Genomic DNA, 26,787 nt, shown 5'->3' on the forward strand with positions numbered 1-26,787 from the left:
CGCTCAGGGTGTTATCTACCCTCAGATGGCATCTATCCTGAGTACTTTCATCCTGCCGATCGCGGTCGGCGCCGTTGCGCTGGTGCTGCTGCTCGGCCTCGTCAACATGATGCGTGGCGGCTCGCCCGACATTTCGCAGAAGCTGATGCGCTGGCGCGTGCTGCTTCAGTTCGTGGCGATCGTCATCGCGATGGCCGCGGTCTGGGCGATGGGGCGCTAGGGCATGATCCGGACCCGAAGGGCCGCGTTTGCGCAAAGTGTGAAGCGGTTTTCCGACAAGATCATGTCCTAAAACAAGAGGTCTACATGGTCACCTTGAACCGCATCTATACGAAGACCGGTGACGACGGCACGACGGCGCTCGGCTCGGGTGAGCGCCGTCCGAAATATGATCTGCGCATCGCGGCCTATGGCACGGTCGACGAGACCAATGCCGCGATCGGCGTGGTGCGGCTGCACACCCATGACATGCCCGAATTCGACGCGATGCTGGGCCGCATCCAGAACGATCTGTTCGATCTCGGCGCGGATCTCGCAGTGCCCGAGCGGGAAGGCAAAGCGGAGCGGCTGCGGGTTGTCGCGAGCCAGGTCGAGCGGCTCGAGCGCGACATCGACACGCTCAACGACAAGCTCGCGCCGCTGACGTCCTTCGTGTTGCCGGGCGGCACGCCCGCCGCGGCTTACCTCCACATCGCCCGCACGATATGCCGCAGGGCGGAACGCGTGATCGTGGAACTGGCGGCGCAGCCCGGCGAGCCCGTTGGTAGCGCTGGCATCCAGTATATGAACCGCCTGTCGGACTTCCTGTTCGTGGCCAGCCGCGCCGCTAACCATAACGGCGCCGGCGACGTGCTCTGGGTTCCTGGCCAGAACCGCTGACCCATTGAGATCAGCATTTCTAAGGTCTAAAATTTGGCCCTGTCGCGCGTTGACCGGGCCGGATCAGGCCTTTAGGTTCCGCGCCAGTTGAATACCCCCCTCCTAAATTGAGTGAAAGAGGATCGATGAAGGTCTTAGTGCCGGTAAAGCGGGTGGTCGATTACAACGTCAAGGTCCGCGTCAAGGGCGATGGATCGGGCGTTGAACTCGCCAACGTCAAAATGTCCATGAACCCGTTCGACGAGATCGCGGTCGAGGAAGCGCTGCGCCTGAAGGAAGGCGGCAAGGCGACCGAGGTCGTTGTGGTCTCCATCGGACCGGCGCAGGCGTCGGAGACGATCCGTACCGGTCTTGCCATGGGCGCTGATCGCGGCATCCTGGTGAAGGCCGACGGCAACGTCGAGCCGCTTGCCGTTGCCAAGATCCTGAAGAAGATTGCTGAAGAAGAGCAACCGGGCCTGATCATCCTCGGCAAGCAGGCGATCGACGACGACTCGAACCAGACCGGCCAGATGCTGGCCGCGCTGCTCGGCTGGTCGCAGGCGACCTTCGCCTCGAAGCTCGAGGTCGATGGTTCGGACTTCAAGGTCACCCGCGAAGTCGACGGCGGCCTGCAGACCGTGAAGCTGAAGGGACCGGCGATCGTCACCACCGACCTTCGCCTCAACGAGCCGCGCTATGCTTCGCTGCCCAACATCATGAAGGCCAAGAAGAAGCCGATCGCGGAGAAGGCTGTCGCCGATTACGGCGTCGACGTCACCGCGCGTCTCGAGGTCCTCAAGACGACTGAACCGGCGGGCCGCAAGGCGGGCGTCAAGGTGAAGGACGTCGCCGAGCTGGTGTCGAAACTCAAGAACGAAGCCGGGGTGCTCTGATGACGACGCTTCTAATTGCCGAACACGACAATGCGTCGCTCAAGGATGCGACCAACAAGGCCCTGACCGCGGCTGCCGCGCTCGGCGCGGACGTCGAGGTGCTGGTGGCTGGCCAGAACGCCAAGGCCGCGGCAGACGCCGCCGCCAAGCTCGCCGGCGTCAAGAAGGTGCTGCTCGCCGACGGCGAGACCTATGCGCACGATCTCGCCGAGCCGCTGGCCGCGCTGATCGTCTCGCTCGCGCCGTCCTATGACGCGATCGTCGCGCCCGCGACCTCGCGCTTCAAGAACGTGATGCCGCGTGTCGCCGCCCTGCTCGATGTCATGCAGGTCTCGGAGATCATCAAGGTGGTCGCCCCCGATACCTATGAGCGTCCGATCTATGCCGGCAACGCCATTCAGACGGTGAAGTCGAAGGACGCCAAGAAGGTCATCACGGTCCGCACCTCCACCTTCGCCGCTGCGGGCGAGGGCGGCAGCGCGCCGGTCGAGAGCGTCTCTGCCGTGGCCGATCCGGGCCTGTCGACCTTCGTCGGCGAGGAAGTCGCCAAGAGCGACCGTCCGGAGCTGACCTCGGCCAAGATCATCGTCTCCGGTGGCCGTGCCATGCAGAGCCGTGAGAACTTCGCCAAGTACATCGAGCCGCTGGCCGACAAGCTCGGCGCCGGCGTCGGCGCCTCGCGCGCGGCGGTGGACGCCGGCTATGCGCCGAACGACTGGCAGGTCGGCCAGACCGGCAAGGTCGTGGCCCCCGAGCTCTATGTCGCGGTGGGCATTTCCGGCGCGATCCAGCATCTGGCCGGCATGAAGGACTCCAAGGTGATCGTTGCGATCAACAAGGACGAGGACGCGCCGATCTTCCAGGTCGCCGACTACGGCCTGGTCGCCGACCTCTACCAGGCGGTTCCGGAGCTGACGGCCGAACTCGGCAAGCTCGGCAAGTAAAACGCGTTAAAAACACCGGCCGGAGGCATAAACTCCGGCCGGTTTTTCTTTTTCGAGGCGTTTTCTTTGGCGTGGTGCACGCCTTCGAAGCGATCCAATCTAGGTTTCGAGCCCGGGTTCTGATTAAATCGGCTCCTGGTCAAATCAGACCTCCCGGCTCAGGGGATAGGCAGGGCGCGATCTGCGCGCCGTTCCGGTGGATGACATTATGGCGGCAGTGATCAAGAAGGTCGGCGTGATCGGCGCGGGTCAGATGGGCAATGGCATCGCGCATGTCGCGGCGCTGGCCGGCTTCGACGTGGTGCTCAACGACGTTTCGGCCGACCGCCTCAAGTCGGGCATGGCCACCATCAACGGCAACCTGGCGCGCCAGGTCTCCAAGAAGGCCGTGACCGAGGACGACAAGGCCAAGGCGATCGCGCGCATCAAGCTCGCCGAGAAGCTGGACGACCTCGCCGACTGCGACCTCGTGATCGAGACCGCGGTCGAGAAGGAAGAGGTCAAGCGCAAGATCTTCCACGAGCTCTGCGCGGTGCTGAAGCCCGAGGCGATCGTCGCCTCCGACACCTCGTCGATCTCGATCACGCGGCTAGCCGCCGCGACCGACCGCCCCGAGCGCTTCATCGGCATTCACTTCATGAATCCGGTGCCGCTGATGGAGCTGGTGGAGCTCATCCGCGGCATCGCCACCGACGATTCGACCTTCGATGCCTCCAAGGAATTCGTCGCCAAGCTCGGCAAGCAGGTCGCGGTCTCCGAGGATTTCCCGGCCTTCATCGTCAACCGCATCCTGCTGCCGATGATCAACGAGGCGATCTACACGCTGTATGAAGGCGTCGGCAACGTCGAGGCGATCGACGCGGCGATGAAGCTCGGCGCCCACCATCCGATGGGCCCGCTGGAGCTTGCCGATTTCATTGGCCTCGATACCTGCCTGTCGATCATGCAGGTGCTGCACGAGGGCCTCGCCGACTCCAAGTACCGCCCGTGCCCGCTGCTGGTGAAATACGTCGAGGCCGGCTGGCTCGGCCGCAAGACCCAGCGCGGCTTCTACGACTACCGCGGCGCCAAGCCGGTTCCGACAAGATAAGGCCGCGGTGGCCGTAGGGTGGGCAAAGCGAAGCGTGCCCACGGCTTCCATCCAATTGCGGACAGATGGTGGGCACGGCGCAAGTGCGTCTTTGCCCACCCTACGGCACTATCGCCCTGCTGCCGCACATCCGCCCTGCGACGATTCATGTCCCATTAACCGCTCGCGTCTAGGCTGCACCCAGTACGAGGGTTCGCGTAATGGACATGATGGCAATGGTCAGCACCATGCTGGCCGCTCAGCAAGGCGCGCTGCAATCGAATATCGCGGCGACGCTGACCAAGCAGAACATGGATATGGAGAAATCCACCGTCCTGACGCTGCTCGGCGCCGGTCAGCCTTCGCTTGCCAATGTCGGCCCCGGCGTCGGCGGCAATCTCAACGTCACCGCCTAGCGCATGATCCGGAAAAGTGGGTACCGGTTTTCCGATCAGATCATGCGCAGATAAAAGTACCTAAAGCGACGCGGCGGCCTTGCCGGTCGCGGCACGCAGCAGCTTGAGCGCGTCCTCGCTCGCCCATTCCGCCGGCCCGGCGATTGTCGCGATCTCGCAGCCCTGCGGGTCGACCAGCACCGAGGTCGGCATGCCCAGCGCCCGGCCTATGGCCTTAAGATCCTGAAAAACCTTGGCTTTTTGGTCGTTGAAGTAGCCAAGACGGGTCAGATTGGCCTCTTTCAGGAAGGTCTTGGGCTTTTCGGGGTCGCGGGTGTCGATATTGATCGCCACCACCTCGAAATTCGGGCCCGACAGCTTGCCCTGGAGCTCATCCAGCGCCGGCATCTCCTTCCGGCACGGCACGCACCAGGTGGCCCAGAGGTTCACCAGCAGCGTCTTGCCGCGGAAATCCGAGAGCTTCTTCGGCTTGCCGTCGGCGTCCTCGAAGGTGAGGTCGGGCAGCTTCAACGGCGCGCTCGCCATGGTCAGGGCGGCCAGCTCGCCATGGGCGAGCGGGGCGATCTTCTGGGCCGTGGCCACCGCCGGCTTGCAGGTCGGATCGCCTGAAGGCGCCCGGCTCAGGCCCAGCCCGTACAGCGCGGCGAAGCCGGCCAGCCCCCCGACCACCACGGTGGCGATGACGATGGGGATCCGGCGCGTGGCGGAAGGCTTTGGGTCGAGCATATCGTTTGTCATCCGGTCGCAGATATGGCTATCAGGGGCCTCTTAATACGGCTGGCCTTCGCCAGCAAACATGCGGCAAAGCAAGGCGTGAGCAGGGGATCATGAGCAACAAGATGTGGGGCGGCCGGTTCTCGGAACGTCCCGATGAGATCATGGAAGAGATCAACGTCTCCATCGACGTCGATCGTCACCTCTTTGCCCAGGACATTGCCGCGTCCAAGGCCCACGCCGCGATGCTCGCCGCGAAGGGCATCATCACGGCCTCTGATGCGAAAAATATCGGCAAGGGTCTAGACACGATTTTGTCAGAGATCGGCAAGGGCGACTTCACGTTCAAGCGCGCGCTCGAAGACATCCATATGAACGTCGAGAGCCGCCTGTCCGAGCTGATCGGCCCCGCCGCCGGCCGCCTGCACACCGCGCGCTCGCGCAACGACCAGGTCGCGACCGACTTCCGTCTCTATGTCCGCGACATCGTCGACGAGACCGACGCCGCGCTCGCCGAATTCCAGCAGGCGCTGGTGGCGCGCGCGCTCGAGCATGCCGGCACCGTCATGCCCGGCTTCACGCATCTGCAGACCGCGCAGCCCGTGACCTTCGGCCATCATCTGCTTGCCTATGTCGAGATGGCCGCGCGCGACCGCGGCCGTTTCCAGGACGCGCGCAAGCGGCTCAACGAATCGCCGCTCGGCGCCGCCGCGCTCGCCGGCACCTCGTTCCCGATCGACCGTCACGCCACCGCGAAGGCGCTTCTCTTCGACCGCCCGATGGCGAACTCGCTCGATGCGGTCTCCGACCGTGACTTCGTGCTGGAGACGCTGTCGGCGGCCTCGATCTGCGCCGTGCACATGTCGCGCTTTGCCGAGGAGATCGTGATCTGGACCTCGCCGCTGGTGGGCCTGATCCGCCTCAGCGACAAGTTCACCACGGGCTCCTCGATCATGCCGCAGAAGCGCAACCCGGATGCCGCAGAACTGGTGCGCGCCAAGACCGGGCGCGTCATCGGTGCGCTCAACGGCCTCCTGATCGTCATGAAGGGCCTGCCGCTCGCCTATCAAAAGGACATGCAAGAGGACAAGCAGGGCGCCATGGAGGGCTTTGCCGCGCTGTCGCTGGCGATTCGCGCCATGACCGGCATGGTCCGCGACCTCGTGCCCGACGAGGCCAAGATGAAGGCTGCCGCCGGGGAGGGCTATGCCACCGCGACGGACCTTGCCGACTGGCTGGTGCGGACGCTGAAGATGCCGTTCCGCGACGCGCACCACGTCACCGGCCGCATCGTCGCCAAGGCCGCTGAGGGTGGCGTGGCGCTGCACGAGCTGCCGCTGAAGGACATGCAGGCGATCGAGCCCAAGATCACCAAGGACGTGCTCGGCGTGCTCTCGGTCGAATCGTCGGTGAAGAGCCGGACCAGCTTCGGCGGCACCGCGCCGAAGAACGTGGCGTCGCAGGCAAAGAGCTGGGCGAAGCGGCTCGAAAAAGAGCGAAAATTGGGCTGAGGGCAAAATTTCGCTTATGTTTCATGGTCATCCGGCTCTCGCCAGAGCGCGCCAATCTCTGTATGGTGCGCGCCGCGTAGTGGGGATTTCGTCGTGACGTCAAAGTTTCGCCCGGCCGGCTCGGGTTGGGCCATCATTGTCTTGAGCCTGACGGCGCTTGCGCTCGCCGGCTGCGGCCGCAGGGGCCCGCTGGATCTGCCGCCGACCGCCTCCAGCGCGTCCACGGCCAATATCGCAGCGCCGACCGACACCGAGATCGAAGCCCAGAAAACGCCGAGCGTGTTCAACCCCACCTATGGTGCGGAGGCTGCGCCGGCGGCGCCCAAGGGCAGCAAGAAATCGTTTATCCTCGACCCGCTCCTGGACGAAAGACCCAGCCGGTAGGCTGGCGCAACCGAGCCAACGCCATGAACCATTTCGACTACCGCAACGGCGTGCTGCACGCCGAGGCGGTGAACCTGTCCGAGCTGGCCGCAACCATCGGCACGCCTTTCTACTGCTATTCGACCGCGACGCTGGAGCGGCACTACCGCGTCTTCGCCGACGCCTTTGCCGGCGAGAAGGTGCTGGTCTGCTACGCCATGAAGGCGAACTCCAACCAGTCCGTGCTGCGCACGCTGGCCAAGCTCGGGGCCGGCGCCGACGTCGTCTCCGGCGGCGAGCTGAAGCGCGCGCTGGCCGCGGGCATTCCCGGCAGCAAGATCGTGTTCTCCGGTGTCGGAAAGACGGAAGCAGAGCTGCGCGCAGCACTCGCCGCCGACATCCTCTGCCTCAACGTCGAATCCGAGCCTGAGCTTGAGCTGCTCTCGCGCCTTGCGACCGAGATGGGCAAGACCGCGCGCATCTCCGTGCGCGTCAATCCCGACGTCGATGCCGGCACGCACGCCAAGATCTCGACCGGCAAGTCCGAGAACAAGTTCGGCATTCCGATCGCCTATGCCCGCGAGGTCTATGCTCGCGCCGCCAAGCTGCCGGGTATCGAGGTGACCGGCACCGACGTGCATATCGGCAGCCAGATCACTGATCTGTCCAAGATGGAGACCGCGTTCCGCATCCTCTCCGAATTCGTGCAGACGCTGCGCAGCGACGGCCACAACATCAGCCACGTCGATTTCGGCGGCGGCCTCGGCATTCCCTATTACATGGACCGCGAAGCGCCGCCGGCGCCCGATGCCTATGCGGCCATGGTCAAGCGCGTCAGCCACAATCTCGGCTGCACGCTGATGTTCGAGCCGGGCCGCATGATCGTCGGCAATGCCGGCATCCTCGTCGCCAAGGTCATCTATGTGAAGCATGGCGACGGCAAGAACTTCGTCATCATCGACGCCGCGATGAACGATCTGATCCGCCCGACGCTGTATGAGGCCCATCACGACATCCTGCCGGTGATGCAGCCCGCCAGGGGCGCCGTCACCATCATGGCCGACGTCGTCGGCCCGGTCTGCGAGACCGGCGACTATCTCGCGCTCGACCGTACGCTGCCGACGCCGAAGGCGGGTGACCTCCTCGCCATCATGACCGCGGGCGCCTATGGCGCGGTGCAGGCCGGCACCTACAACACGCGGCCCTTGGTGCCCGAGGTGCTGGTGAAGGACGACCAATACGCCGTGGTGCGCCCGCGCGTCGAGGTCGAGCAACTGATCGCGATGGATACACCCGCGCCCTGGCTATGATTGATTGACCGTAGCCCGGATGGAGCGCAGCGAAATCCGGGTTCTCGCCAAGCATTACCGACCCCGGATTACGCTGCGCTCCATCCGGGCTACGGGACTGGCGTTATTTCTTCTCGCCAACCACAACACCCGCCTTGTTCTCGATCGGCTTGATCGCCGCGGTGAAATCGGACTCGGCGCCTTCCGCGCTGATGACCGTCTCCCATAGCCGTCCCACCGCGTCGGCAACTTCCATCGACAGGCCGAGCTGCTTCATCTCCTCCAGCGCGAGCCGCACGTCCTTCACCATCAATCCCGTGGCGAAGCCGAAGTCGAATGTGCGCGGCAGCACCGAGCGCGGAAACTTGTCGCGGCTCGCGGTGTTCATGCCCGAGCCGGCATTGATGACGTCGATCATCACGGCGGGATCGAGCCCGGCTTTCACGCCCATCACCACCGCCTCCGACGTTGCCACGATGGCGGTGGCCGAGAGGAAATTGTTGGCGAGCTTCATGGTCTGCGCCGCGCCGGGCTTCTCGCCGATGAAGAAAACTTTTCCGATCACGTCGAGCGCGGGCTTGAGCAGTTCGAACTCCGCCTTCGGCCCCGACACCATCACCGCCAGCGTGCCCTTTTCGGCGCCGCCGACGCCGCCGGACACCGGGCAGTCGATCTGCACGATGTTGCGCTTCGCGAGCAAGCCGTGAATCTTCGCCGCCATCGCCGAGCCGACGGTGGAGAGATCAATGAAGCGTTTTGCGCGGCTTCCCTCGATCACGCCGCTCGCGCCCGTGGCGACCTCGAGCGAAGCCTGCAACGAGGGCAGGCTCGCCATCACGGTCTCGACCTGGTCGGCGACGTCCTTCGGCGATGTCGCAGCGGTTGCGCCGCGCGCCACCAACTTGTCCGTGACCTCCTTGCGCGTGTCGAACACGACGAGCTTGTGGCCGGCCTCGATCAGCCGCCGCGCCATCGGGAAACCCATGTTTCCGAGGCCGATGAATCCGATGTCCATGGTCCTATTTCCTTCCCGTCGTCATTGCGAGGAGCGAAGCGACGAAGCAAATCCAGGCTGTCTCCGTGGAGGAACTCTGGATTGCTTCGCTTCGCTCGCAATGACGGAGCAATACGTTGAATGCTGTTTGTCGGCCTCACGCCTTCCCGTCGATCTCCGCGAACACCTCGCGCGCGATACGAAAACTGTCGACGGCGGCGGGCATGCCGCCATAGATCGCGACCTGCATCAGGATCTCGCGGATCTCGTCGCGCGTCACGCCGTTGGTCAGCGCGCCCTTCAGATGCGCGCGAAACTCGTGCTGCCGGTTGAGGATCGCGATCATCGCGATGTTGAGCATGCTGCGGGTCTTGCGCGGCAGCTCTTCGCGGCCCCACACCGTGCCCCAGCAATATTCGTTGAGCATCTCCTGGAACGGGCGGTTGAAATCGTCGACGTTCTTCAGGGCATTGTTGACATAGGCCTCGCCCAGCACCGCCTTGCGGACTTCCAGGCCCTTGTCGTGCATCTTCTTGTCCATGGCGTTTCCTATCTCTCCCTCGGGAATGGCGGCGCGGAAATTACGGGGTTGCGGCGGACCAGTCACGTCCTCGTGTTATGCGGGAAAAGGGGTGTCTCCCGTACAGGAACGGATGCCTCAGTGCTGCCGTTGTGGTAGGCTTCTCTACCGGGCAACTTGGAGAGTTGATTGAACGGCGTCACCCCCGACCCGTCAGACCCGATCCGCAACAGTGACGCTCTGTCGCGGCTGAAGCTGGCGCAAGCCCTTGATCGGGCCATTTATGCCATCGCGTGGGAGCGTGCCTGGCCAAATCTGGCGCGGCTTCTGACCGTCGTCGGCCTGTTCCTGGCCTTGTCCTGGGCCGGGCTGTGGCTGGGGTTGCCGTTCGTCGCGCGCGCCATCGGCCTTGTCATTTTCGCCGGCATCGCGATTGCCGCTCTGTCGCCACTGGTTCGTTTCCGCTGGCCGAGCCGTGAGGAGGCGCTCGCCCGGCTCGATCGCGGCTCCGGCATTCGTCACCGCCCGGCGACCACGCTGACCGACACGTTGACCTCGCAGGATCCGGTTGCGCAGGCGCTGTGGCAGGCGCAGCGCGAGCGCACGCTGGCCTCGCTCAAGCGCATCCGCGCCGGTCTGCCGCATCCGCGCCTCGCCATCCACGATCCCTGGGCGCTGCGCGCGCTGGTGATGGTGTTGCTGGTTGCGACCTTCTTCGCCGCCGGCGACGAGCGCGCGATGCGGCTTGGTGCCGCCTTCGACTGGAACGGTGTGCTGGCGCCGACGAATGTCCGCGTCGATGCCTGGGTCACCCCGCCGCTCTACACCGGCAAGCCGCCGGTGATCCTGTCGGCCGCCAACAAGGAGGCCGCGGCGCTGCCGGCCTCTGGCCCGCTCGCCGTTCCCGCCGGCTCAACCCTGATCGTGCGCTCCTCGGGCGGCAGCCTCGATGTCACCGTCTCCGGCGGCCTCAAGGAGGTCGCTCCCACCGAGGCCACGCCCAAGGGCACCAACGAAAAGCATTTTGCCATCACCGGCGACGGCACAGCGCATGTGCGCGCGCCCTCGGGCCAGCCGCAATGGGCCTTCGCGGCAACGCCGGACCACCCGCCGACGATCGCGCTCGCCAAGGATCCGGAGCGTCAGGCCCGCGGCGGGCTCCAGCTCTCCTACAAGATCGAGGATGATTACGGCGTCACCGGCGCCGAAGCGCAAATTGGCTTGCGCCCCGCCGATGCCGGGGATGCCAGCAAGAATGGTGGCAAGGACGCCGACACCAGGGCGGCCGCGCGGCCGCTGTTCCAGCCGCCGAAATTCCCGCTGGTGCTGCCGAACGCGCGGACCCGCAACGGCGTCGGCCAGACGGTGAAGGACCTCAGCGAGGATCCCTATGCCGGCGCCGACGTCACGCTGACGCTGACCGCGAAGGACGAGGCCGGCAACGAGGCCAAGAGCGATCCCTTCAACATGCGCCTGCCCGAGCGCCTGTTCACCAACTCGCTCGCGCGCGCGCTGATCGAGCAGCGTCGCATCCTCGCGCTCGACGCCAACAAGAATTCCGAGGTCTACGCCGCGCTCGACGCGCTGATGATCGCACCCGAATTGTTCACGCCGGATGCCGGCTGCTATCTCGGCCTGCGCAGCCTGGCGTCCCAGCTCGAGGCGGCCCGCACCGACGATGCGCTGCGCGAAGTGGTGGCGAGCATGTGGGCGTTCGCGACCACCATCGAGGACGACGGTGTCGCCGGCAGCGTCAACGCCGCGCTGCGCGCGGCGCAGGACGCGCTCAAGCACGCGCTGGAACGCGGCGCCAGCGAGGACGAGATCCGGGTGCTGACGCAGAAGCTGCGCGAGGCCATGGCCGGCAAGGTGCGCGATCTCGCCCGGCGCGCCGAGCAGAACCCGCTCGGAGCCCGGCAGCCGTTCCCCGCGGAGGTTCAGCTCATTCTCGACAAGGCGATCGAGTTGCGACAAAAGACCCAGCATGCCACGCCCGAGCAGCTCGAAGAGCTGGCGCAGCAGCAGGACGCATTGCGCCAGCAGCTTCAGGCCTATCGGAAGTCGGCGAACAGTCGGGCCAACAAAGGCGAGGACGGGGCCAACCAGTTTACGCGGGACCGGAAATGCGGAAGCTAGCGCGCGTGCCAGTCTTGAAGGCGATCTCGATCGCCTGCTTCGCCTTCCTGCTCGGAGGCGTCGCGCCTGCCGCTGCCCAGCTCGATCAGGATCCTGACGCGCTGCTCGACAGCGCGGAAAAGGCCATGCAGGATTCCGGCGACAGCCTCCGGCAGAAGGAATCCGGCAAGAGCCTGAACAACCAGTCCGATGCGATCCAGAAGCTCGAGGAATACAAGCGCGCGACCGAACGCAGCCAGTCCTCCAATCGCGATCGTTCCGTCATCACGCAGCGCGATCTCGACGACCTCCTGAAGCAGATCGAGAAAGCCGCGCGCGAAGGCAATAAAGAAGCCGCCCAGCGCCTGCTCGAGCAGCTGGCGCAGATCATGGAAAACCTCCAGATGGCGCAGCCCGGGCAATCCGGAGACAGCGAGATGGAGCAGGCGCTGAACGAGCTCAGCGACATGATCCGCAAGCAGCAGCAATTGCGCGACAAGACCTTCAAGCAGGGCCAGGATTCCCGGCGCGATCGTTCGCGTGGCAAGCAGGGCGATCAGTCGATGTCGGACCTGCAGCAGGACCAGCAGGCGCTGCGCGACCGCCTGAAGAAGCTTCAGGACCAGCTCGCCAAGCGCGGCCTCATGCAGAAGGGGCAAAAGGGTCAGAATCAGAAAGGCCAGCAGGGTCAGCAGGGCGACCAGGGCCAGCCCGGCCAGGATGGCGATCAGGACGGTGATGACGATGGCGGTCTGGACGCTGCCGACGGCGCCATGGGCGACGCCGGCTCGAAGCTCGGCGAGGGCAATGCCGACGGCGCCGTGGACTCCCAGGGCAAGGCTCTCGAGGCCTTGCGCAAGGGCGCGCAGAAGATGGCCGAGGCGATGCAGCAGGGCGATGGCGAGGGCCAGGGCGACGGCCCCGGCAACCGCGCCGGCCGTCAGCAGAGCGGCAGCAACCAGACCGATCCGCTCGGCCGCCCGCTCCATGGCCGCGATCTCAGCGACGACTACACGGTGAAGATCCCCGGCGAGATCGATGCCCAGCGCGTCCGCCGCATCCTCGAAGAGCTCCGCCGCCGCCTCGGCGATCCTTCGCGCCCGCAGATCGAGCTCGACTATATCGAGCGGCTGCTGAAGGATTTTTGACGTCACCCGCAGTGTCATCGCCCGCGAAGGCGGGCGATCCAGTACTCCGAAACGGTTGTGATTTGACCGATAGGCTGCGGCGTACTGGATGCCCCGCCTTCGCGGGGCATGACAGCGGAATGTGTGGCTGCTGTTGCCCGCTACCCCTTCTTCGCCGCCAGCGCGTCCGCCACCGCGGTGCGGATGTCGGCCACCGAGAACGGCTTTGTCACGACGTCATGCACCAGCGCATTGAGGTTCGAGGCGCGCTCGCGCTGGTCGGCAAAGCCGGTCATCAGCAGGATGGTGAGGTCGGGAAAATCGCGCGCGGCCGAGAGCGCCAGCGCGATGCCATCCATGACCGGCATCTGGATGTCGGTGAGCAGCAGGTCGAACGCGCCGTCCTCGCGGGTCAGGATCTCCAATGCCTCGGCGCCGTCCTGCGCGGTGACGATCTCGTGGCCGTCCATGGCGATGGCGCGCGCCACCAGCTGGCGCATCGAATCCTCGTCGTCGGCGATCAGGATTTTCGGCATGAGACCAACCTTGGGACCAACCTCCCGTGGAGAATACGCGAGATCAATTATACGCTGCCGCCGGCGATGTCGCGTCGGTTGAAGAAGCGGACGTCGATGTTGCGGCCCTCCGGCGGCGGCGAGGCCAGGCGCGAGCGGAAGAAGGCGCGCTCGCCGGGTTGCAGCACGGTCTGTTCCAGCACGGTGTTCCAGGCGTAGATCTCCGCGCCTTGCGCGTCGCGCACGGCAAAGCGCAGCCGCGGGATATCGAGCGGCTTCTTGCCCTGGCCGACGATCACGCCCTCGATCACCAGCACCTGCTTACCGTCCACGGTCTCGCTGGAGAGCTTGACGTCCTTGAAGGTGAGCCCGCGCAGATTTACCTCGAACCCGACCAGCTTGTAGAACGCGGCGGTCTGCGGCAGCAGCCGCACCATGTCGCCGCGCCAGATGATCAGGGCCAGCACCAGCGCGCCCATGGCGGCGCAGGCCATGGGCAGGCCGAAATGGGATTTGCGCGGCGTCGCGGCGGGGATCGGGCGGCTCACGCGCGCGCCGCGGCGGCTGAACAGGCCGCGGAACCAGGACTGGTGCTGTGCGCCGACCGCGTCCTCTTCGGCGGCGCGGGCGGCCGCCGACCACTCGTCCTCCATGTCCTTGGCCTCGTCGGCCGGCCAGTCGCTGGCGATGGAGGGGCTGTCGACGACGGGTGTATCGGCGGCACCGTCGTCCTTGGCGTAGGAGTTCCACTGCTCGGCGAGGTCGGACTGGTCCTCGGACTGGCTGGCTGCGGCCATGGCCGGAACGGATGCCTCCTCGATGGCATCATCGGCATAGGCAACCCAGGTCTCCTTGCAGCGGGAGCAGCGGACCGTCCGTCCGTTCGTCCCAAGGCTAGCGAGCTTGATGGCGTAGGATGTCGTACAATGCGGACAGACGATATGCATGGACACGGGCCTTGATGCACGGACTGGTCTTGACGATGCCCCGGCCAAGGAGAGCCGGGCGCTCTAAATGCTACAGGGCGACCGTTAACGAACCGGAAACCATAACGGTCGCACAACCCCTTGATCGCGTGTGGCGGGGTGCCGCGGCGCGGCCCCCTCTCGAACGGAGCTGAACTTGGTTCGGTTCGAAAATGTCGGATTGCGTTACGGACTGGGGCCGGAGATCCTGCGCGACCTCAGCTTCCAGATTCCAGCGCATTCGTTCCAATTCCTCACCGGCCCGTCGGGCGCCGGCAAGACGTCGCTGCTGCGCCTGCTGTTCCTGTCGCACCGGCCGACGCGGGGCCTCGTCAATCTGTTCGGCCACGACATCTCGCAACTCGGCAAGGACGAGATCGCCGATTTGCGCAAGCGCATCGGCATCGTGCTCCAGGATTTCCGCCTGCTCGACCACATGACCACCTACGAGAACGTCGCGCTGCCGTTCCGTGTCATGGGCCGCAGCGAGTCGAGCTACCGCAAGGAGGTCATCGACCTCTTGCGCTGGGTCGGGCTCGGCGACCGCATGGACGCACTGCCGCCGATCCTGTCCGGCGGCGAGAAGCAGCGCGCCGCGATCGCGCGCGCCGTGATCTCGCGGCCGCAGCTGTTGCTCGCCGACGAGCCGACCGGCAGCGTCGATCCGACGCTCGGCCGCCGCCTGCTGCGGCTGTTCATCGAGCTCAACAAGTCAGGCACCGCCGTCATCATCGCCACCCACGACATCGGCCTGATGGACCAGTACGAGGCGCGGCGGCTGGTGCTGCATCAGGGACGGCTGCACGTCTATGAGTAGGACCGACGAGCGCGGCGTGCTGGTCGACCTCGGACAGGAGCGTCCGCAGCTTCCGGCCAAGGCGCGCAACATGTCGCCGATCGTGCCGCGCGCCTCGATCCATGGCCGCGCGCTGGTCGCCGTCGTCGCCATCATGACGTTCCTGGCGTCGATGACGACGGGCACGGTGCTCCTCGTCAGCGCCTCCGCCGCGGAATGGCAATCGGATGTCGCAAGCGAGATCACCATCCAGGTCCGTCCCCAGGCGGGGCGCGATCTCGATCGCGACACCGCGGCGGTGACCGAGGCGATGCGCGCGCAGGCCGGCATCGTCGAGGTCAAGCCGTTCAGCAAGGACGAGAGCGGCAAGCTGCTCGAGCCCTGGCTCGGCACGGGCCTGTCGATGGACGACCTGCCGGTGCCGCGCATGATCATCGCGCGGGTGCAGCCCGGCACGCCGATCGATCTCGCTGCCTTGCGCGCGCGTGTGACGCAGGTGGCGCCAAGCGCCAGCGTCGACGATCACCGCGCCTGGATCGAGCGCATGCGCTCGATGACCAATGCCACCGTGCTCGCCGGCATCGGCATCCTCGCGCTCGTCATCGTCGCGACCATCATCTCGGTGTCGTTCGCGACCCGCGGCGCCATGGCGGCGAACCGCCCGATCGTCGAGGTCCTGCATTTCGTCGGCGCCGGCGACCGCTACATCGCCAACCACTTCCTGCGTCATTTCCTCCGCCTGGGGCTGGAGGGCGGCGTGATCGGCGGCGGCGTCGCCATGCTGGTGTTCGGCTTCTCCGAATCGATCGCCGGATGGTTTTCCGGCACGCCGGTCGGCGACCAATTCGCGGCGCTGCTCGGCACCTTCTCCCTGCGGCCGTCAGGCTATGTCGTGCTCGCGGTGCAGGCGGTGCTGATCGGCGCCATCACCGCTGCCGCCTCGCGCCAGACCCTGTTCGCGACATTGAATGACATTGATTGAGTGCGTTCTTCATCCTTCTCCCACAAGGGGAAGAGGGTGAAGAAACCGGACTCCACTTCGTCTCAAAACGTCTTAAAATCATCTCGGGAAGGGATCACCGACATCACATGACCTCAAGGGCCGACGATCGATCGCCGAAAATGCCGCGCGGCTGGCTGCGGGCGGCATTGGTCTCGACGATCGCGTTCGCCTTCGTCGGCGCGGCGGCGGGCTTCATCGCGTTCCTGTCGCAACTACGGGGCGCCGAGATCGCCCCTAGCCGCAAGGCCGACGGCATCGTGGTCCTGACCGGCGGCTCCTCGCGGGTGTCGGACGCGATGGAGCTGCTGGCTGCCGGCTACGGCCAGCGGCTGCTGATCTCCGGCGTGCATCCGACCTCGACCGCGAGCGACATCTCCCGGACCCTGCCGGAGAACCAGTCCTTCATGCATTGCTGTGTCGATCTCGACCGCACCGCGGTCTCGACCCGCGGCAACGCGGCGGAGGCGCGGCGCTGGGCCGAAGGGCGCGGCTTCAAGTCGCTGATCGTGGTCACCTCGAACTATCACATGCCACGCGCGCTGGTGGAGTTCTCGCATGCGATGCCGGAGACGACGCTGATTCCGTTCGCGGTGGTCGGCGAGAAATGGCGCGAGGAGCCCTGGTGGACCTCGGCCTCGACCTTGCGGCTGCTCCTGTCCGAATATGTCAAGTATGTCGCGGCCGAGATCAGGGTCCGCCTGGAGGATTTCGGGATTGACCTTTCGCCCGAGATGTCGGAGCAGCCTCAAGGCCAGCAACCGAAGCGGCCCGCCACCGCACAGGCCAATTGATCGGACCCTCGATGTTCCTGATTTTCCTGCGCTCGCTCGTGTTCAACGTGCTGTTCTACACCGTGCTGGTGTGCCTTGCGATCGTGGCGCTGCCGACCTTCGCATTGCCGCCGCGCGCCATGCTGACGGTCGCCCAATGGTGGGCGAAGGCGACGTTGGTGCTGATGCGCGTCGTCTGCAACATCAAGGTGGAATTCCGGGGTGCGGAGAAGATCCCGGCCGGGCCGCTGCTGATCGTGGCGAAGCACCAGTCGTTCTGGGAGACGTTCGTGTTGCCGGGCTTCTTCAACCGCCCGATCTTCATCCTCAAGCGTCAGCTGATGCAGATCCCGGTGTTCGGCCAATTCCTGGTCAAGACCGGCATGATCGCGATCGATCGCAATGCCGGCGTGAAGGCGCTCCTCGACATGACGCGCCGCGCGCGCGAGGCGGTGCGCAGCGGCCGCCAGCTCGTGATCTTTCCGGAGGGCACGCGCCGCGCGCCGGGCGCGCCGCCTGATTACAAGACCGGCTTTGCGCAGATCTATTCGTCCTGCGGCGTCGCCTGCCTGCCGATCGCGCTCAATTCTGGCCTGTTCTGGCCGCGCCGTACCTTCATGCGCTATCCCGGCACGCTGGTGGTGGAGTTCCTCGATCCGCTGCCGCCGGGCCTGCCGAAGGACGAGTTTCTCTCCCGCGTGCAGACGTCGATCGAAGACGCGACCGCCCGCCTCGTCGAAGCAGGGCGGAAAGAGCAGGAGCAGCTGATCGGCTCTGCGCCGAGCTATGCGCCGTCGGCGAGCTAGCGGCTTTCGCTGTCTTCGTCGGGTGCGTGCAGCGAATGTGCTTCCCCATGCAGCATGGTCGCGAGCTGATGCAATTGCGTGTCGCGAAAGCCCTCGGCCTCGATCGCCTTCACCGTCGCCGTGACGTAGTCGCGGTTGGCGCCGGACTGGCCGTGGCCCTGGATCACGTGGCGGTGCTGCTCGGCGAGCGACAGCCGGCCGGCATATTGGACATGGCCGCGGTCGACCACATAGGCGAGCGCGGGGACGCGCTGGCGCGCATCGTTCTCCAGCCACACCGAGCGCATCACCTCGCGATAGACCGAGGTGACCTGCTCGCGCGCGCGCAAGTAGGCGACGACGTCGGTGCGGTTCGTCTCGGCGACGCGGAAGGCAATGCCGCGGCAGGCGCCGCCGCGGTCGAGCCCGAGCACCAGGCCCGGCTTCTCCGGCGTGCCGCGATGCACGAAGGAATAGACGCAGAGCGCTCGGTGCTCGCCGACCAGCCGCGCCGGGACGCGCTCCTCGAATTCGAAGCCCGGCCGCCACATCAGCGAGCCGTAGCCGAACACCCAGAGGTCGCCTTTGGCTGTGGTGATGGAGGGGAGGGTGATTTCCGACATTTCGGGCACGGCTACCAGAACCGGGCCCCCAAGCGAAGCGGATTCTCAGCCTTTCGGCGGGACCGGACCTCGCTTACATTTGACAAAATCTGGGGCCAAAGGGTCGCCGCATGTCCGATATGACCGTTGCCGCAGGCCGGCGCTCCCGTTGGCGCCTTTTCATCGCACCCGTTCTCCTCCTGATCCTCGCCCTCGCGTGGAGCGGCTTCTGGTTCTTTGCGGCCTCGCAGGCCGAAGTGGCCGCGGATGCCTGGCGCGCGCAGGAGGCCAAGGCCGGCCGCATCTATGATTGCGCCAAGCGCTCGATCGCCGGCTTCCCGTTCCGCTTCGAGGTGCAGTGCTCCGGCGCCAGCGTCGCCCTGGTGTCGCAGAACGCCAGCAAGACGCCGTTCACGGCGAAGCTCGACAATATCCTGGTGGTCGCCCAAGTTTACGATCCCAGACATGTCATCGCCGAATTCTCCGCGCCGGCGACGCTGACCGATGGCATCACGCAAAACACCTTCGTGGTGAACTGGAGCAAGGGCCGCAGCAGCGTGGTCGGCTTGCCGGCGGTGCCGGACCGCGCTTCCATCGTGTTCGATGATCCCAGCGTCAACCGGCTCGACGGCAGCGTGCAGGTGCCGCTCGCCCGCGCCAAGCAGGTCGAGTTGCACGGGCGCCTGGCGGACGGATCGACCTCCGATCATCCTGTCATCGAGACCGTGCTTCACGTCGCGCAAGGCAGCATCCAGGGCGTTCACCCCCTGCTCGCCGAGCCGTTCGAAGCCGACACGCGCGCGAAGATCACCGGCCTTTCCGACCTCACGCCAAAGCCCTGGCCGCAGCGCTTCCGCGAGATCCAGGCCGCAGGCGGCCATGTCGAGATCGTGCAGTCGCGCATCCAGCAGGGCGAGATGATCGCGGTCGCGGCCGGCACGCTCGGCCTCTCCGCCAATGGCCGGCTCGATGGCGAATTGCAGATGACGGTGACGGGCCTCGAGCGCGTCATCCCCGCGCTCGGCATCGAGAAGATGCTGGAGGAGGGCGTGCCGCAGGCGACCCTCGACCGTGTCGCGCCCGGTATGAAGTCGCAGGACCTCAACAATCTCTTCGGTGCGCTTGATCGCGCCGTGCCCGGCCTCGGCAAGGTGATCAAGCAGAACGCCAATGCCGGCGTTGCCGCCGGAATCAATTCGATCGGCACCGAGAGCACGCTGGAAGGCAAGAAGGCGCGCAGCTTCCCGCTGAAATTCGTCGATGGCGCCGTGCTGCTCGGCCCGATCAAGGTCGGCCAGATCCCGCCGCTGTATTAAACACGGCACGCCCCGCCAAACGCTCCGTCGTCATGCCCGGGCTTGTCCCGGGCATCCACGTCTCTGTTCAATCGCGGAAGCGCGTGGATGGCCGGGTCAAGCCCGGCCATGACGGAGAGAAACGCGCTATGGCTTCTTGCCGAGCCGCCCGTGCTCGCGCCCGAAATCGGCTGCCGCCGAATCCTGGCCGATCTCGACGATGCCGCGGCGGATGGCGCGGGTGCGGGTGAAATGGTCGAACAGCGCCTCGCCGTCGCCACGTCGGATCGCGCGGGTGAGCTTGGCGAGATCCTCGGTGAAGGTGCCAAGCATCTCCAGCACGGCTTCCTTGTTGGCGAGGAAGACGTCGCGCCACATCGTCGGATCGGACGCCGCGATGCGGGTGAAGTCGCGAAAGCCGCCGGCGGAGAACTTGATCACCTCTGACTCCGTCACCTGCGCGAGCTCGTCGGCGGTGCCGACGATGGTGTAGGCGATCAGATGCGGCAGGTGGCTGGTGATGGCGAGCACGAGATCATGATGATCCGGCGTCATCACCTCGACCTTGGCGCCCATCGCCGCCCAGAACGCGCGCAGCCGATCGGTCGCCGCCGCATCGACGCCCTCCGGCGGCGTCAAAATGCACCAGCGGTTGATGAAGAGCTCGGCGAAGCCGGAATCCGGGCCCGAATGCTCGGTGCCCGCGACGGGATGCGCCGGCACGAAATGGACGGTCTTCGGCAGATGCGGCGCCATGTCCCTGACCACCGCGCCCTTCACCGAGCCGACGTCGGAGATAATAGCACCGGGCTTCAGATGATCGGCGATCTCCTTTGCCACCTCGCCGCAGGCGCCGACGGGAATGCAGAGGATGACGAGATCGGCGTCCTTCACCGCCTCCGCATTGGTCGCCACGACGTGGTCGACGATGCCGAGCTCCATCACCCGCGCGCGCGTCTTCTCCGAGCGCGCGGTGGTGACGATCTCGCCTGCCAGGCCCTGGAGCTTCGCAGCGCGCGCGATCGAGCCGCCGATCAGGCCGAAGCCGATCAGCGCGACGCGCTGGAAGTGTGGTGTCGCGCTCATTTGCCGGCCATGAAGTCGCGCAAGGCGTCGACCACGAGGCGGTTGGCCTCCTCGGTGCCGATGGTCATGCGCAGCGAATGCGGCAGGCCGTAATTCTTCAGCGCGCGCAGCACGAGGCCGCGCTTGGTGAGGTAGGCGTCGGCCGCGTCCGAGGTCTTGCCGTCGGTCGGGAAGTGGATAAGCACGAAATTGGCGACACTCGGCGTCACCTTCAGTCCGAGCTTGCCGATCTCTTCGGTCAGCCAGTTGCGCCAGGTCTCGGTGAACTGCTTCGACATCGCCTGGTGCGCGGTGTCTTCAATGGCGGCGACCGCGGCGTACATCGCCGGCGTCGACACGTTGAACGGCCCGCGGATGCGGTTGACGGCGTCGATGATGTGCTCGGGGCCGAACATCCAGCCGATGCGCAGCGCGGCAAGCCCGTGGATCTTGGAGAAGGTGTGCGTCACCACCGTGTTCTCGGTGGTGGCGACCAGCTCGATTCCCATCTCGTAATCGTTGCGCGAGACATAGTCGGAATAGGCGGCATCCAGCACCAGCAGCACGTGCGACGGCAGGCCGGCGCGCAGCCGCTTGACCTCGTCGAACGGCACATAGGTGCCGGTCGGGTTGTTGGGGTTGGCGAGCCAGACCAGCTTCGTCTTCGGTGTCACCGCCTTGAGGATGGCGTCGACGTTGCAGGTGAGGTTGGTCTCCTGCGCGACGACGTTCTTGGCGCCCACCGCCATGGTCGCGATCGGGTAGACCAGGAACCCGTGGGTGGTCGAGATCGCCTCGTCGCCCTGGCTGAGATAGGTGTGGGCGAGCAGGTTGAGGATCTCGTCCGAGCCAGCGCCGCAGATGATGCGGTTGGGGTCGAGCCCGAACGAGCGGCCGATCGCCTCGCGCAGCACGCGCGAGGTGCCTTCCGGATAATCCTCCAGATGATCCGCCACGCGCTTGAAGGCCTCGATCGCCTTCGGCGAGGGTCCGAACGGGGTCTCGTTGGCCGAGAGCTTGAACACCTTGCGGCCCGGCTCCGGCACCGGGCTCTTGCCGGGCGTGTAGGGCGCAATATCGAGAATGCCGGGATTCGGCACGGGGCGGGACATCTTCAACTCCGGATAGGCTGGGCGCGTGACTTACGATTTCGGCCCGATCGGGGCCACCGTATAGCGCGTTGCGTGGCTGCCGACGAGGGCCGTGGAGCGCACCGAGGCCCCCGCCTCGATCAGGGCAGCCCTGATCTTGTCGATGCTGGTGTCTGATGTGACCGAGACCAGCAGCGCCGCACCGTCGAAGGCGGTATCGGGCACCGCCACGATGTCGGCGAGCGGCGACAGCGCGCGCGCGACCTCGGCGTTCCACCCGGACACGCGCACGCTGAAGGTCTCGACCTCTGTCACCACGGCGCTGTCGGCGACGCGCGAGATCGCGAACACCGGCAGCGACGCCGGATGGTCGGCACGCTCGACGAAGGGCATGCGCGCAATGATCTTTGGCGCGCCCCGCGCTTCCAGCTCCAGCCACCACGGCGTGCGGCTCGATGTCGCCGAGACCAGCGCCAGATCGCCCTTGGATTTCGCCACCGCCTCGACCGCAGCCTGCGCGCTGAAATGCGCGACGTAAGGAACCGTGAAGCCGAAATGGAAGCGCACGGAATCGCGCATCGCCGGCTCGCTCACCGAGATGTCGGCATGCACGGAGAACGGCGCCTGGACATAGGTGAAGGTGGAAATGATGACGCGCCAGATGCTCTCGACCGTGTCGAGCGGCAGGATGCCGCGATGCCGCTGCACGATCTCGCGCATCATCGAGGCCTCGCGTGCGGGCCGGAACGCCGAGCCGACCTCCTGGGTCTGCTTCACCTGGATCAGGCGGTCGATGATGTCGCCGCGCTGCATCAGCAGGCGATGCATGTCCGCGTCGATCGCGTCGATCTCCTTGCGTAATTCCTGGAGCGATGGTGGCGCGGGCGGACGTTGGGACATATCTGCCAGATGGGTTCAGTGCTGTTGAGAGGCGTTCCAATGCGGGATGGGCAAGCCGGATTCCGCTGCGGTCGATGTCCTGATTAGGCAGTCAGGGCGGCGAAAGCAAAGAGAAATGACGACCTTTTCGCCGAGCGTTTCAAGGACGATTTTGGTTAATCCGGGCCGCGACTTGACGAAAACCGCCCAAGACAGTAGGTTTTGCCTGTTCCGTGGTCATTTGAGCCGGCCGGCTTGCAGCCACGTTAAAAAACTCGCTAAACAGGCCGGGGACGCTTCCGATCCCGGCCGAACCTATCGTTCAGGCCGGGTTTTTCATGGCCTGATGCAAGTGGCGGTCTGAAGTCCGATCGCAAACGAGGTCGATGGTCAGATGGGTAGCGTCAAGTCGATTCCGAGTCCTGCGATCAGCGCCGATGAGCGCTCGCACGAGGTCGATCACCCGAGTTCGCAGGTCGCGCGTTTTGGCGCAGACCAGCCGCTGCGGCTCGATTGCGGCGTCGATCTGGCGCCGTTCCAGATCGCCTACCAGACCTATGGCGAGCTCAATGCCGATCGCTCCAACGCCATCCTGATCTGCCATGCGCTGACCGGCGACCAGCACGTCGCCAATCTGCACCCCGTCACCGGCAAGCCCGGCTGGTGGGACACCTTGGTCGGCCCGGGCCGCCCCATTGATCCCAGCCGCTACTTCATCATCTGCTCCAACGTGATCGGCGGCTGCATGGGCTCGACGGGGCCGGCCTCGATCAATCCCGCCACCGGCAAGGTGTGGGGGCTGGATTTTCCTGTGATCACCATCCCAGACATGGTGCGCGCGCAGGCGATGCTGGTCGACCGGCTCGGCATCGACACGCTGTTCGCTGTGGTCGGCGGCTCGATGGGCGGGATGCAGGTGCTGCAATGGACCGCGGCCTATCCTGCCCGCGTGTTCTCTGCGCTCGCGATCGCCTGTTCGACGCGGCACTCGGCGCAGAACATCGCCTTCCACGAGCTCGGCCGCCAGGCTGTGATGGCCGACCCTGACTGGCACAATGGCGGCTATGCCGATCGCGGCCTTCATCCGCATCGCGGCCTCGCGGTCGCGCGCATGGCCGCGCACATCACTTATCTGTCAGACGCTGCTCTGCACCGGAAATTCGGCCGGCGCATGCAGGATCGCGAGCTGCCGACTTTCTCGTTCGACGCCGACTTCCAGGTCGAGTCCTATCTGCGCTACCAGGGCTCCTCCTTCGTCGAGCGCTTCGACGCCAACTCCTATCTCTACCTGACCCGCGCGATGGATTATTTCGACATCGCCGCCGATCACGGCGGCGTGCTGGCGAAAGCGTTTGCCGGCATCCAGACCCGATTCTGCGTGGTGTCCTTCACCAGCGACTGGCTGTTCCCGACCTCGGAATCGCGCGCGCTGGTGCATGCGCTGAACGCGTCGAGCGCGCGGGTGTCGTTCGCCGAGATCGAAACCGATCGCGGCCATGACGCCTTCCTTCTCGACGTGCCCGAATTCTTCGACATCTCCCGCGCCTTCCTGCAATCGGCGGGCAAGGCGCGCGGGCTGACCGGCAAGAACGACTGACAAGGACCGCTCGCGATGTCTGTACAGGAAGTGCTGCCGCTGAACGGTTTCACCGCGGAGCAATCCGCTCATTTCCGCGCCGACCATCTGCTGGTCGCCGAGATGGTCAAGCCCGGCTCCAAAGTGCTCGACGTCGGCTGTGGCGACGGCGACCTGCTTCAGCTGCTGGAGACGCGCGGCATCGACGGCCGCGGCATCGAATTGTCGCGTGAGGGCGTCAACCGCTGCGTCGCCAAGGGCCTCGCGGTGGTGCAGGGCGACGCCGACACCGACCTCGTCAATTATCCCGACGACGCCTTCGACTACGTGATCCTGTCGCAGACGCTGCAGGCGACGCGGCAGCCGCGCGTGGTGCTGGAGAATTTGCTGCGCATCGGCCGCCGCGCCGTCGTGTCGTTCCCGAATTTCGGCTTCTGGAAGATGCGGCTCCAGCTCCTGATCGGCGGCCACATGCCACGCACGGAGAATTTGCCCGCGACCTGGTACGACACCGCCAACATCCATTTCTGCACCATCAAGGATTTCGTCGAGCTCTGCGACGCGATCGGCGTCAAGATGGAGCGCGCCGAGGCGCTCGACCTCTACGGTCGTCCGCTGCGGCTGCGGTTGCCATGGTGGGTGTGGAACATGTTCGGCGAGCAGGGCGTGTTTCTGCTCAGCCGCGGCGGGCGGAAATAGTTTCTCCGTCATTGCGAGCGCAGCGAAGCAATCCAGGATCTTTCTGCGGAGGCAGTCTGGATTGCTTCGTCGCAAGAGCTCCTCGCAATGACGGAGCGTGTGGCGATGTCGCGGCTCTAATGCGCCGCCAGCGACCTTGGATCACGCACCGGCCATCGTCCCGCTTCCACCAGCGTCACGAACCGCTCCACGCTCTCGTTGAACAGTGCGGGCTCTTCGAGATTGAGCACGTGGCCGGACTTGGGAAACATCGCGAGGCCGGCAGCCGGCAGATGTTTCTTCAAAAACAGGCTCGCACCGACGCACGGATCATCCTCGTCGCCGCAGATAATCAGTGCCGGCGTTGTCGCGGCTCTGATCGCATCCGTCAGCGTGTAGATCGAGGGGCGGCCACCCTGGAAGCCGCGCATCGTGCGCGCCGATCCCCTTGAATCGTGGCGCGCCAGCGCGGTGTAGAAATCGGCGTGGCCGCGCGGGTCCTTGACCAGGAAGGGTATCCGGCTCGGCGCCTCGCGCGTGACTTTGGCGACCTCCGCGGAGCCCAGTGTCTCGAACTGCTCGGCGTTTGCGCGGCACTGCTTGCGCCAGGCGTCGAGATTTTCGAGCTCCGAGCCGGAGCCGACGCCGGTGAGCGTCATCGACAGCGCGCGATGCGGCGCGTTCAGTCCGATCTGGAGCGACGAATAGGCGCCCATCGAGAGCCCGACGAGATGCGCGCGCTCGATCCCGAGATGATCGAGCACCGCGAGCGCGTCGGTGTAGAAGTGCGTGTAGGTGTAGACCTCGCCATCGGGCACATCGGACGGCGTGTAGCCGCGCGCGGAATAGGTGATGCAGCGGTGGCCGCGCGAGAAGTAGCGCATCTGCGGCTCCCAATTGGTGTAGTCGGCCGCGAATTCGTGCAGAAAAATAATCGGCGTTCCCTGGCCCGCCTCTTCGAAATAGATGCGGACGTCATCCCTGGTCGTGGCGTGGGGCATTAACTGTTTCCCTCTGTTCAAGCCGCGCGCGAAGGATCGCAGTTAATGGTGTTGTCCGCAATGCGGCAGCCTCAGGCCAGCTCCAATGCAAAATCATCGCAGCCATTCGCCGGCGTGGCAGTCTTTTTCTCGCCACATCCGGAAGCTTTACGGCCCGGCGGATGTCGGCCACCGCACGGGCCGACGGGAAGTGGGGGTGTAACTAAGGATGAAGAATGGTTGAGTTGTTTGCGTACCGCCTGTCGCGTTGTGTTGTCGCGCTGGCGTTCTTCTTTGCGGCGGTTGCCGCGTTCGTTTCTCAGGCCTCAGCGCGGCCACATCATCGTCATAGCGCAGAGCGGCACGGTTACGTGCACCATGCCAGACATCATCATTATCGCCACCATGCCCGCAGCTCGCGCTTCGCGCGTAGCGCGGCGCAGTTGCAGGCTAGCGGCTTTGCCGACACGAAGGCCAGCTACGATCCGAACGCCAACGGCGGCGGCATGGCCAGCAACGCCATGAGCGGTGGCGGCCTCAGTAGCGGATCGGGCCTCGTGTCCGAGGCGCGCCGCCATCTCGGCGGCAACCCGACGGGACGCGGCAGCCTGTGGTGCGCGCGCTTCATGAACATGGTGCTGGAGCATACCGGCCATCGCGGCACCGGCTCCGACATGGCGAGCTCGTTCGCGCGGTACGGCACCCGTGTCTCCGGTCCGCAGGTCGGCGCCATCGCGGTGATGTCGCGCGGTCGCCGCGGCGGCCATGTCGGCATCATCACCGGCATCGACGCGCAAGGCAATCCGATCATGATCTCCGGCAACAACGGCAATCGCGTCCGCGAAGCGCCGGTCTCGCACGGCCGCATCTATGCGTATGTGATGCCGAACTAACGACGGAGCCGTAGCGGGAGTGCCGTAGGGTGGGCAAAGCGAAGCGTGCCCACCACTTCCGTCCGTTCGATAAAATGG

The 26,787-nt window shown here is 65.6% G+C and carries 29 protein-coding genes and 1 riboswitch; of the genes, 19 read left to right on the top strand and 10 right to left on the bottom strand.

What is annotated here, in order from left to right:
- Positions 1-25: 25 nt before the first annotated feature.
- From QA642_RS05185 to QA642_RS05210, 6 genes are all read left to right on the top strand, one after another.
- On the top strand, positions 26-220 hold the full coding sequence (locus tag QA642_RS05185; protein ID WP_283083697.1) for a twin transmembrane helix small protein: 195 nt from the start codon (positions 26-28) through the stop codon (positions 218-220).
- Between the two features lie 86 nt (positions 221-306).
- Positions 307-879, top strand: a complete 573-nt coding sequence (locus tag QA642_RS05190) for a cob(I)yrinic acid a,c-diamide adenosyltransferase (RefSeq protein WP_283083698.1) — start codon at positions 307-309, stop codon at positions 877-879.
- Between the two features lie 125 nt (positions 880-1,004).
- Positions 1,005-1,754, top strand: a complete 750-nt coding sequence (locus QA642_RS05195; protein WP_092218212.1) for an electron transfer flavoprotein subunit beta/FixA family protein — start codon at positions 1,005-1,007, stop codon at positions 1,752-1,754.
- The gene (locus QA642_RS05200) at positions 1,754-2,698 is read left to right on the top strand and encodes an FAD-binding protein (protein WP_283083699.1); all 945 of its coding nucleotides are present in this window, start codon (positions 1,754-1,756) and stop codon (positions 2,696-2,698) included. Before QA642_RS05195 ends, QA642_RS05200 begins: the two co-directional genes overlap by 1 nt.
- 208 nt (positions 2,699-2,906) lie before the next feature.
- The gene (locus QA642_RS05205; protein WP_283083700.1) at positions 2,907-3,788 is read left to right on the top strand and encodes a 3-hydroxybutyryl-CoA dehydrogenase; all 882 of its coding nucleotides are present in this window, start codon (positions 2,907-2,909) and stop codon (positions 3,786-3,788) included.
- Positions 3,789-3,988: 200 nt separating this feature from the next.
- Positions 3,989-4,183 (top strand): putative motility protein, encoded by a 195-nt coding sequence (locus tag QA642_RS05210; protein ID WP_027562813.1) that lies wholly within the window; start codon positions 3,989-3,991, stop codon positions 4,181-4,183.
- Positions 4,184-4,243: 60 nt separating this feature from the next.
- Here QA642_RS05210 and QA642_RS05215 read toward each other — a convergent pair whose 3' ends face one another.
- Entirely contained in the window at positions 4,244-4,909 is a 666-nt protein-coding gene (locus QA642_RS05215) for a TlpA disulfide reductase family protein (RefSeq protein WP_283083701.1), read from the bottom strand.
- A gap of 101 nt (positions 4,910-5,010) precedes the next feature.
- Here QA642_RS05215 and argH point away from each other — a divergent pair, with 101 nt between their 5' ends.
- From argH to lysA, 3 genes are all read left to right on the top strand, one after another.
- On the top strand, positions 5,011-6,408 hold the full coding sequence (gene argH / locus QA642_RS05220) for an argininosuccinate lyase (RefSeq protein ID WP_283083702.1): 1,398 nt from the start codon (positions 5,011-5,013) through the stop codon (positions 6,406-6,408).
- 93 nt (positions 6,409-6,501) lie between these two features.
- Positions 6,502-6,792, top strand: coding sequence for a lipoprotein (locus QA642_RS05225; protein WP_283083703.1), 291 nt, complete (start codon positions 6,502-6,504; stop codon positions 6,790-6,792).
- Positions 6,793-6,815: 23 nt separating this feature from the next.
- Positions 6,816-8,081: a diaminopimelate decarboxylase gene (gene lysA / locus QA642_RS05230; RefSeq protein ID WP_283083704.1), complete on the top strand. Its 1,266-nt coding sequence runs from the start codon at positions 6,816-6,818 to the stop codon at positions 8,079-8,081.
- A gap of 103 nt (positions 8,082-8,184) precedes the next feature.
- Here the strand turns inward: lysA and QA642_RS05235 are convergent, their stop codons facing one another.
- Together QA642_RS05235 and QA642_RS05240 are read right to left on the bottom strand one after the other, a co-directional pair.
- The gene (locus tag QA642_RS05235) at positions 8,185-9,075 is read right to left on the bottom strand and encodes an NAD(P)-dependent oxidoreductase (protein WP_283083705.1); all 891 of its coding nucleotides are present in this window, start codon (positions 9,073-9,075) and stop codon (positions 8,185-8,187) included.
- Positions 9,076-9,211: 136 nt separating this feature from the next.
- A complete protein-coding gene (locus QA642_RS05240; RefSeq protein WP_008567285.1) occupies positions 9,212-9,595 on the bottom strand; it encodes a carboxymuconolactone decarboxylase family protein in 384 nt (127 codons plus the stop codon).
- Between the two features lie 168 nt (positions 9,596-9,763).
- Here QA642_RS05240 and QA642_RS05245 point away from each other — a divergent pair, with 168 nt between their 5' ends.
- Together QA642_RS05245 and QA642_RS05250 are read left to right on the top strand one after the other, a co-directional pair.
- Positions 9,764-11,710: a TIGR02302 family protein gene (locus QA642_RS05245; protein ID WP_283083706.1), complete on the top strand. Its 1,947-nt coding sequence runs from the start codon at positions 9,764-9,766 to the stop codon at positions 11,708-11,710.
- On the top strand, positions 11,698-12,837 hold the full coding sequence (locus tag QA642_RS05250; protein WP_283083707.1) for a DUF4175 family protein: 1,140 nt from the start codon (positions 11,698-11,700) through the stop codon (positions 12,835-12,837). Before QA642_RS05245 ends, QA642_RS05250 begins: the two co-directional genes overlap by 13 nt.
- A gap of 140 nt (positions 12,838-12,977) precedes the next feature.
- Here QA642_RS05250 and QA642_RS05255 read toward each other — a convergent pair whose 3' ends face one another.
- The gene (locus QA642_RS05255) at positions 12,978-13,352 is read right to left on the bottom strand and encodes a response regulator (protein WP_283083708.1); all 375 of its coding nucleotides are present in this window, start codon (positions 13,350-13,352) and stop codon (positions 12,978-12,980) included.
- Positions 13,353-13,399: 47 nt separating this feature from the next.
- Entirely contained in the window at positions 13,400-14,278 is an 879-nt protein-coding gene (locus QA642_RS05260; RefSeq protein WP_283083709.1) for an MJ0042-type zinc finger domain-containing protein, read from the bottom strand.
- Between the two features lie 175 nt (positions 14,279-14,453).
- Between QA642_RS05260 and ftsE the strand changes: the two genes are divergently transcribed.
- The 4 genes from ftsE (at position 14,454) to QA642_RS05280 (ending at position 17,671) form a co-directional block, all read left to right on the top strand.
- Positions 14,454-15,113 carry a cell division ATP-binding protein FtsE gene (gene ftsE / locus QA642_RS05265; RefSeq protein ID WP_018646542.1) on the top strand — a complete coding sequence of 220 codons (660 nt, stop codon included), beginning with the start codon at positions 14,454-14,456 and terminating at the stop codon, positions 15,111-15,113.
- Positions 15,106-16,074, top strand: coding sequence for an ABC transporter permease (locus tag QA642_RS05270; protein WP_283083710.1), 969 nt, complete (start codon positions 15,106-15,108; stop codon positions 16,072-16,074). Before ftsE ends, QA642_RS05270 begins: the two co-directional genes overlap by 8 nt.
- A 107-nt stretch (positions 16,075-16,181) precedes the next feature.
- Positions 16,182-16,886 carry a YdcF family protein gene (locus QA642_RS05275; RefSeq protein ID WP_283083711.1) on the top strand — a complete coding sequence of 235 codons (705 nt, stop codon included), beginning with the start codon at positions 16,182-16,184 and terminating at the stop codon, positions 16,884-16,886.
- Positions 16,887-16,897: 11 nt separating this feature from the next.
- Positions 16,898-17,671 (top strand): lysophospholipid acyltransferase family protein, encoded by a 774-nt coding sequence (locus QA642_RS05280; protein ID WP_283083712.1) that lies wholly within the window; start codon positions 16,898-16,900, stop codon positions 17,669-17,671.
- Here the strand turns inward: QA642_RS05280 and QA642_RS05285 are convergent.
- Positions 17,668-18,273 carry a gamma-glutamylcyclotransferase gene (locus QA642_RS05285; protein WP_283083713.1) on the bottom strand — a complete coding sequence of 202 codons (606 nt, stop codon included), beginning with the start codon at positions 18,271-18,273 and terminating at the stop codon, positions 17,668-17,670. The genes QA642_RS05280 and QA642_RS05285 overlap by 4 nt on opposite strands.
- A gap of 110 nt (positions 18,274-18,383) precedes the next feature.
- Between QA642_RS05285 and QA642_RS05290 the strand changes: the two genes are divergently transcribed.
- Complete coding sequence (locus QA642_RS05290; protein WP_283083714.1) at positions 18,384-19,568, top strand: DUF2125 domain-containing protein; 1,185 nt, start codon at positions 18,384-18,386, stop codon at positions 19,566-19,568.
- A 126-nt stretch (positions 19,569-19,694) separates the two neighbouring features.
- Here the strand turns inward: QA642_RS05290 and QA642_RS05295 are convergent, their stop codons facing one another.
- Genes QA642_RS05295 through QA642_RS05305 form a run of 3 tightly spaced genes read right to left on the bottom strand, consistent with a single transcriptional unit; the run spans position 19,695 to position 22,603 of the window.
- On the bottom strand, positions 19,695-20,633 hold the full coding sequence (locus QA642_RS05295) for a prephenate/arogenate dehydrogenase family protein (RefSeq protein ID WP_283083715.1): 939 nt from the start codon (positions 20,631-20,633) through the stop codon (positions 19,695-19,697).
- Positions 20,630-21,724 (bottom strand): histidinol-phosphate transaminase, encoded by a 1,095-nt coding sequence (hisC, locus tag QA642_RS05300; RefSeq protein ID WP_283083716.1) that lies wholly within the window; start codon positions 21,722-21,724, stop codon positions 20,630-20,632. Before hisC ends, QA642_RS05295 begins: the two co-directional genes overlap by 4 nt.
- Before the next feature lie 30 nt (positions 21,725-21,754).
- Positions 21,755-22,603: a chorismate mutase gene (locus tag QA642_RS05305; protein ID WP_283083717.1), complete on the bottom strand. Its 849-nt coding sequence runs from the start codon at positions 22,601-22,603 to the stop codon at positions 21,755-21,757.
- Between the two features lie 202 nt (positions 22,604-22,805).
- A riboswitch (SAM riboswitch) is annotated at positions 22,806-22,885 on the top strand.
- Between the two features lie 91 nt (positions 22,886-22,976).
- Here QA642_RS05305 and QA642_RS05310 point away from each other — a divergent pair.
- Together QA642_RS05310 and metW are read left to right on the top strand one after the other, a co-directional pair.
- Positions 22,977-24,179 (top strand): homoserine O-acetyltransferase, encoded by a 1,203-nt coding sequence (locus tag QA642_RS05310; protein ID WP_283083718.1) that lies wholly within the window; start codon positions 22,977-22,979, stop codon positions 24,177-24,179.
- A 15-nt stretch (positions 24,180-24,194) separates the two neighbouring features.
- Positions 24,195-24,857 carry a methionine biosynthesis protein MetW gene (gene metW / locus QA642_RS05315; protein ID WP_283083719.1) on the top strand — a complete coding sequence of 221 codons (663 nt, stop codon included), beginning with the start codon at positions 24,195-24,197 and terminating at the stop codon, positions 24,855-24,857.
- A 116-nt stretch (positions 24,858-24,973) separates the two neighbouring features.
- On the opposite strand, the gene QA642_RS05320 is transcribed toward metW, so the two are convergent.
- Positions 24,974-25,837 carry an alpha/beta hydrolase gene (locus QA642_RS05320; RefSeq protein ID WP_283083720.1) on the bottom strand — a complete coding sequence of 288 codons (864 nt, stop codon included), beginning with the start codon at positions 25,835-25,837 and terminating at the stop codon, positions 24,974-24,976.
- A 215-nt stretch (positions 25,838-26,052) separates the two neighbouring features.
- On the opposite strand from QA642_RS05320, the gene QA642_RS05325 reads away from it, so the two are divergent.
- On the top strand, positions 26,053-26,709 hold the full coding sequence (locus QA642_RS05325; RefSeq protein WP_283083721.1) for a TIGR02594 family protein: 657 nt from the start codon (positions 26,053-26,055) through the stop codon (positions 26,707-26,709).
- Positions 26,710-26,787: the final 78 nt, after the last annotated feature.

This window comes from Bradyrhizobium sp. CB2312 (assembly GCF_029714425.1).
Classification (GTDB): domain Bacteria; phylum Pseudomonadota; class Alphaproteobacteria; order Rhizobiales; family Xanthobacteraceae; genus Bradyrhizobium.

Excerpts from the sequence above, each read along its gene's own strand:
- QA642_RS05320 (WP_283083720.1), bottom strand. The coding sequence starts at position 25,837 with ATGCCCCACGCCACGACCAGGGATGACGTCCGCATCTATTTCGAAGAG.
- QA642_RS05325 (WP_283083721.1), top strand. The coding sequence starts at position 26,053 with ATGGTTGAGTTGTTTGCGTACCGCCTGTCGCGTTGTGTTGTCGCGCTG.
- lysA (WP_283083704.1), top strand. The coding sequence starts at position 6,816 with ATGAACCATTTCGACTACCGCAACGGCGTGCTGCACGCCGAGGCGGTG.
- QA642_RS05310 (WP_283083718.1), top strand. The coding sequence starts at position 22,977 with ATGGGTAGCGTCAAGTCGATTCCGAGTCCTGCGATCAGCGCCGATGAG.
- QA642_RS05295 (WP_283083715.1), bottom strand. The coding sequence starts at position 20,633 with ATGAGCGCGACACCACACTTCCAGCGCGTCGCGCTGATCGGCTTCGGC.
- QA642_RS05235 (WP_283083705.1), bottom strand. The coding sequence starts at position 9,075 with ATGGACATCGGATTCATCGGCCTCGGAAACATGGGTTTCCCGATGGCG.
- QA642_RS05255 (WP_283083708.1), bottom strand. The coding sequence starts at position 13,352 with ATGCCGAAAATCCTGATCGCCGACGACGAGGATTCGATGCGCCAGCTG.
- QA642_RS05305 (WP_283083717.1), bottom strand. The coding sequence starts at position 22,603 with ATGTCCCAACGTCCGCCCGCGCCACCATCGCTCCAGGAATTACGCAAG.
- QA642_RS05270 (WP_283083710.1), top strand. The coding sequence starts at position 15,106 with ATGAGTAGGACCGACGAGCGCGGCGTGCTGGTCGACCTCGGACAGGAG.
- QA642_RS05210 (WP_027562813.1), top strand. The coding sequence starts at position 3,989 with ATGGACATGATGGCAATGGTCAGCACCATGCTGGCCGCTCAGCAAGGC.
- argH (WP_283083702.1), top strand. The coding sequence starts at position 5,011 with ATGAGCAACAAGATGTGGGGCGGCCGGTTCTCGGAACGTCCCGATGAG.
- QA642_RS05185 (WP_283083697.1), top strand. The coding sequence starts at position 26 with ATGGCATCTATCCTGAGTACTTTCATCCTGCCGATCGCGGTCGGCGCC.
- QA642_RS05200 (WP_283083699.1), top strand. The coding sequence starts at position 1,754 with ATGACGACGCTTCTAATTGCCGAACACGACAATGCGTCGCTCAAGGAT.
- QA642_RS05190 (WP_283083698.1), top strand. The coding sequence starts at position 307 with ATGGTCACCTTGAACCGCATCTATACGAAGACCGGTGACGACGGCACG.
- QA642_RS05275 (WP_283083711.1), top strand. The coding sequence starts at position 16,182 with ATGACCTCAAGGGCCGACGATCGATCGCCGAAAATGCCGCGCGGCTGG.
- metW (WP_283083719.1), top strand. The coding sequence starts at position 24,195 with ATGTCTGTACAGGAAGTGCTGCCGCTGAACGGTTTCACCGCGGAGCAA.
- QA642_RS05215 (WP_283083701.1), bottom strand. The coding sequence starts at position 4,909 with ATGCTCGACCCAAAGCCTTCCGCCACGCGCCGGATCCCCATCGTCATC.
- QA642_RS05260 (WP_283083709.1), bottom strand. The coding sequence starts at position 14,278 with ATGCATATCGTCTGTCCGCATTGTACGACATCCTACGCCATCAAGCTC.
- QA642_RS05240 (WP_008567285.1), bottom strand. The coding sequence starts at position 9,595 with ATGGACAAGAAGATGCACGACAAGGGCCTGGAAGTCCGCAAGGCGGTG.
- QA642_RS05290 (WP_283083714.1), top strand. The coding sequence starts at position 18,384 with ATGTCCGATATGACCGTTGCCGCAGGCCGGCGCTCCCGTTGGCGCCTT.
- QA642_RS05280 (WP_283083712.1), top strand. The coding sequence starts at position 16,898 with ATGTTCCTGATTTTCCTGCGCTCGCTCGTGTTCAACGTGCTGTTCTAC.
- QA642_RS05250 (WP_283083707.1), top strand. The coding sequence starts at position 11,698 with ATGCGGAAGCTAGCGCGCGTGCCAGTCTTGAAGGCGATCTCGATCGCC.
- QA642_RS05195 (WP_092218212.1), top strand. The coding sequence starts at position 1,005 with ATGAAGGTCTTAGTGCCGGTAAAGCGGGTGGTCGATTACAACGTCAAG.
- QA642_RS05285 (WP_283083713.1), bottom strand. The coding sequence starts at position 18,273 with ATGTCGGAAATCACCCTCCCCTCCATCACCACAGCCAAAGGCGACCTC.
- hisC (WP_283083716.1), bottom strand. The coding sequence starts at position 21,724 with ATGTCCCGCCCCGTGCCGAATCCCGGCATTCTCGATATTGCGCCCTAC.
- QA642_RS05205 (WP_283083700.1), top strand. The coding sequence starts at position 2,907 with ATGGCGGCAGTGATCAAGAAGGTCGGCGTGATCGGCGCGGGTCAGATG.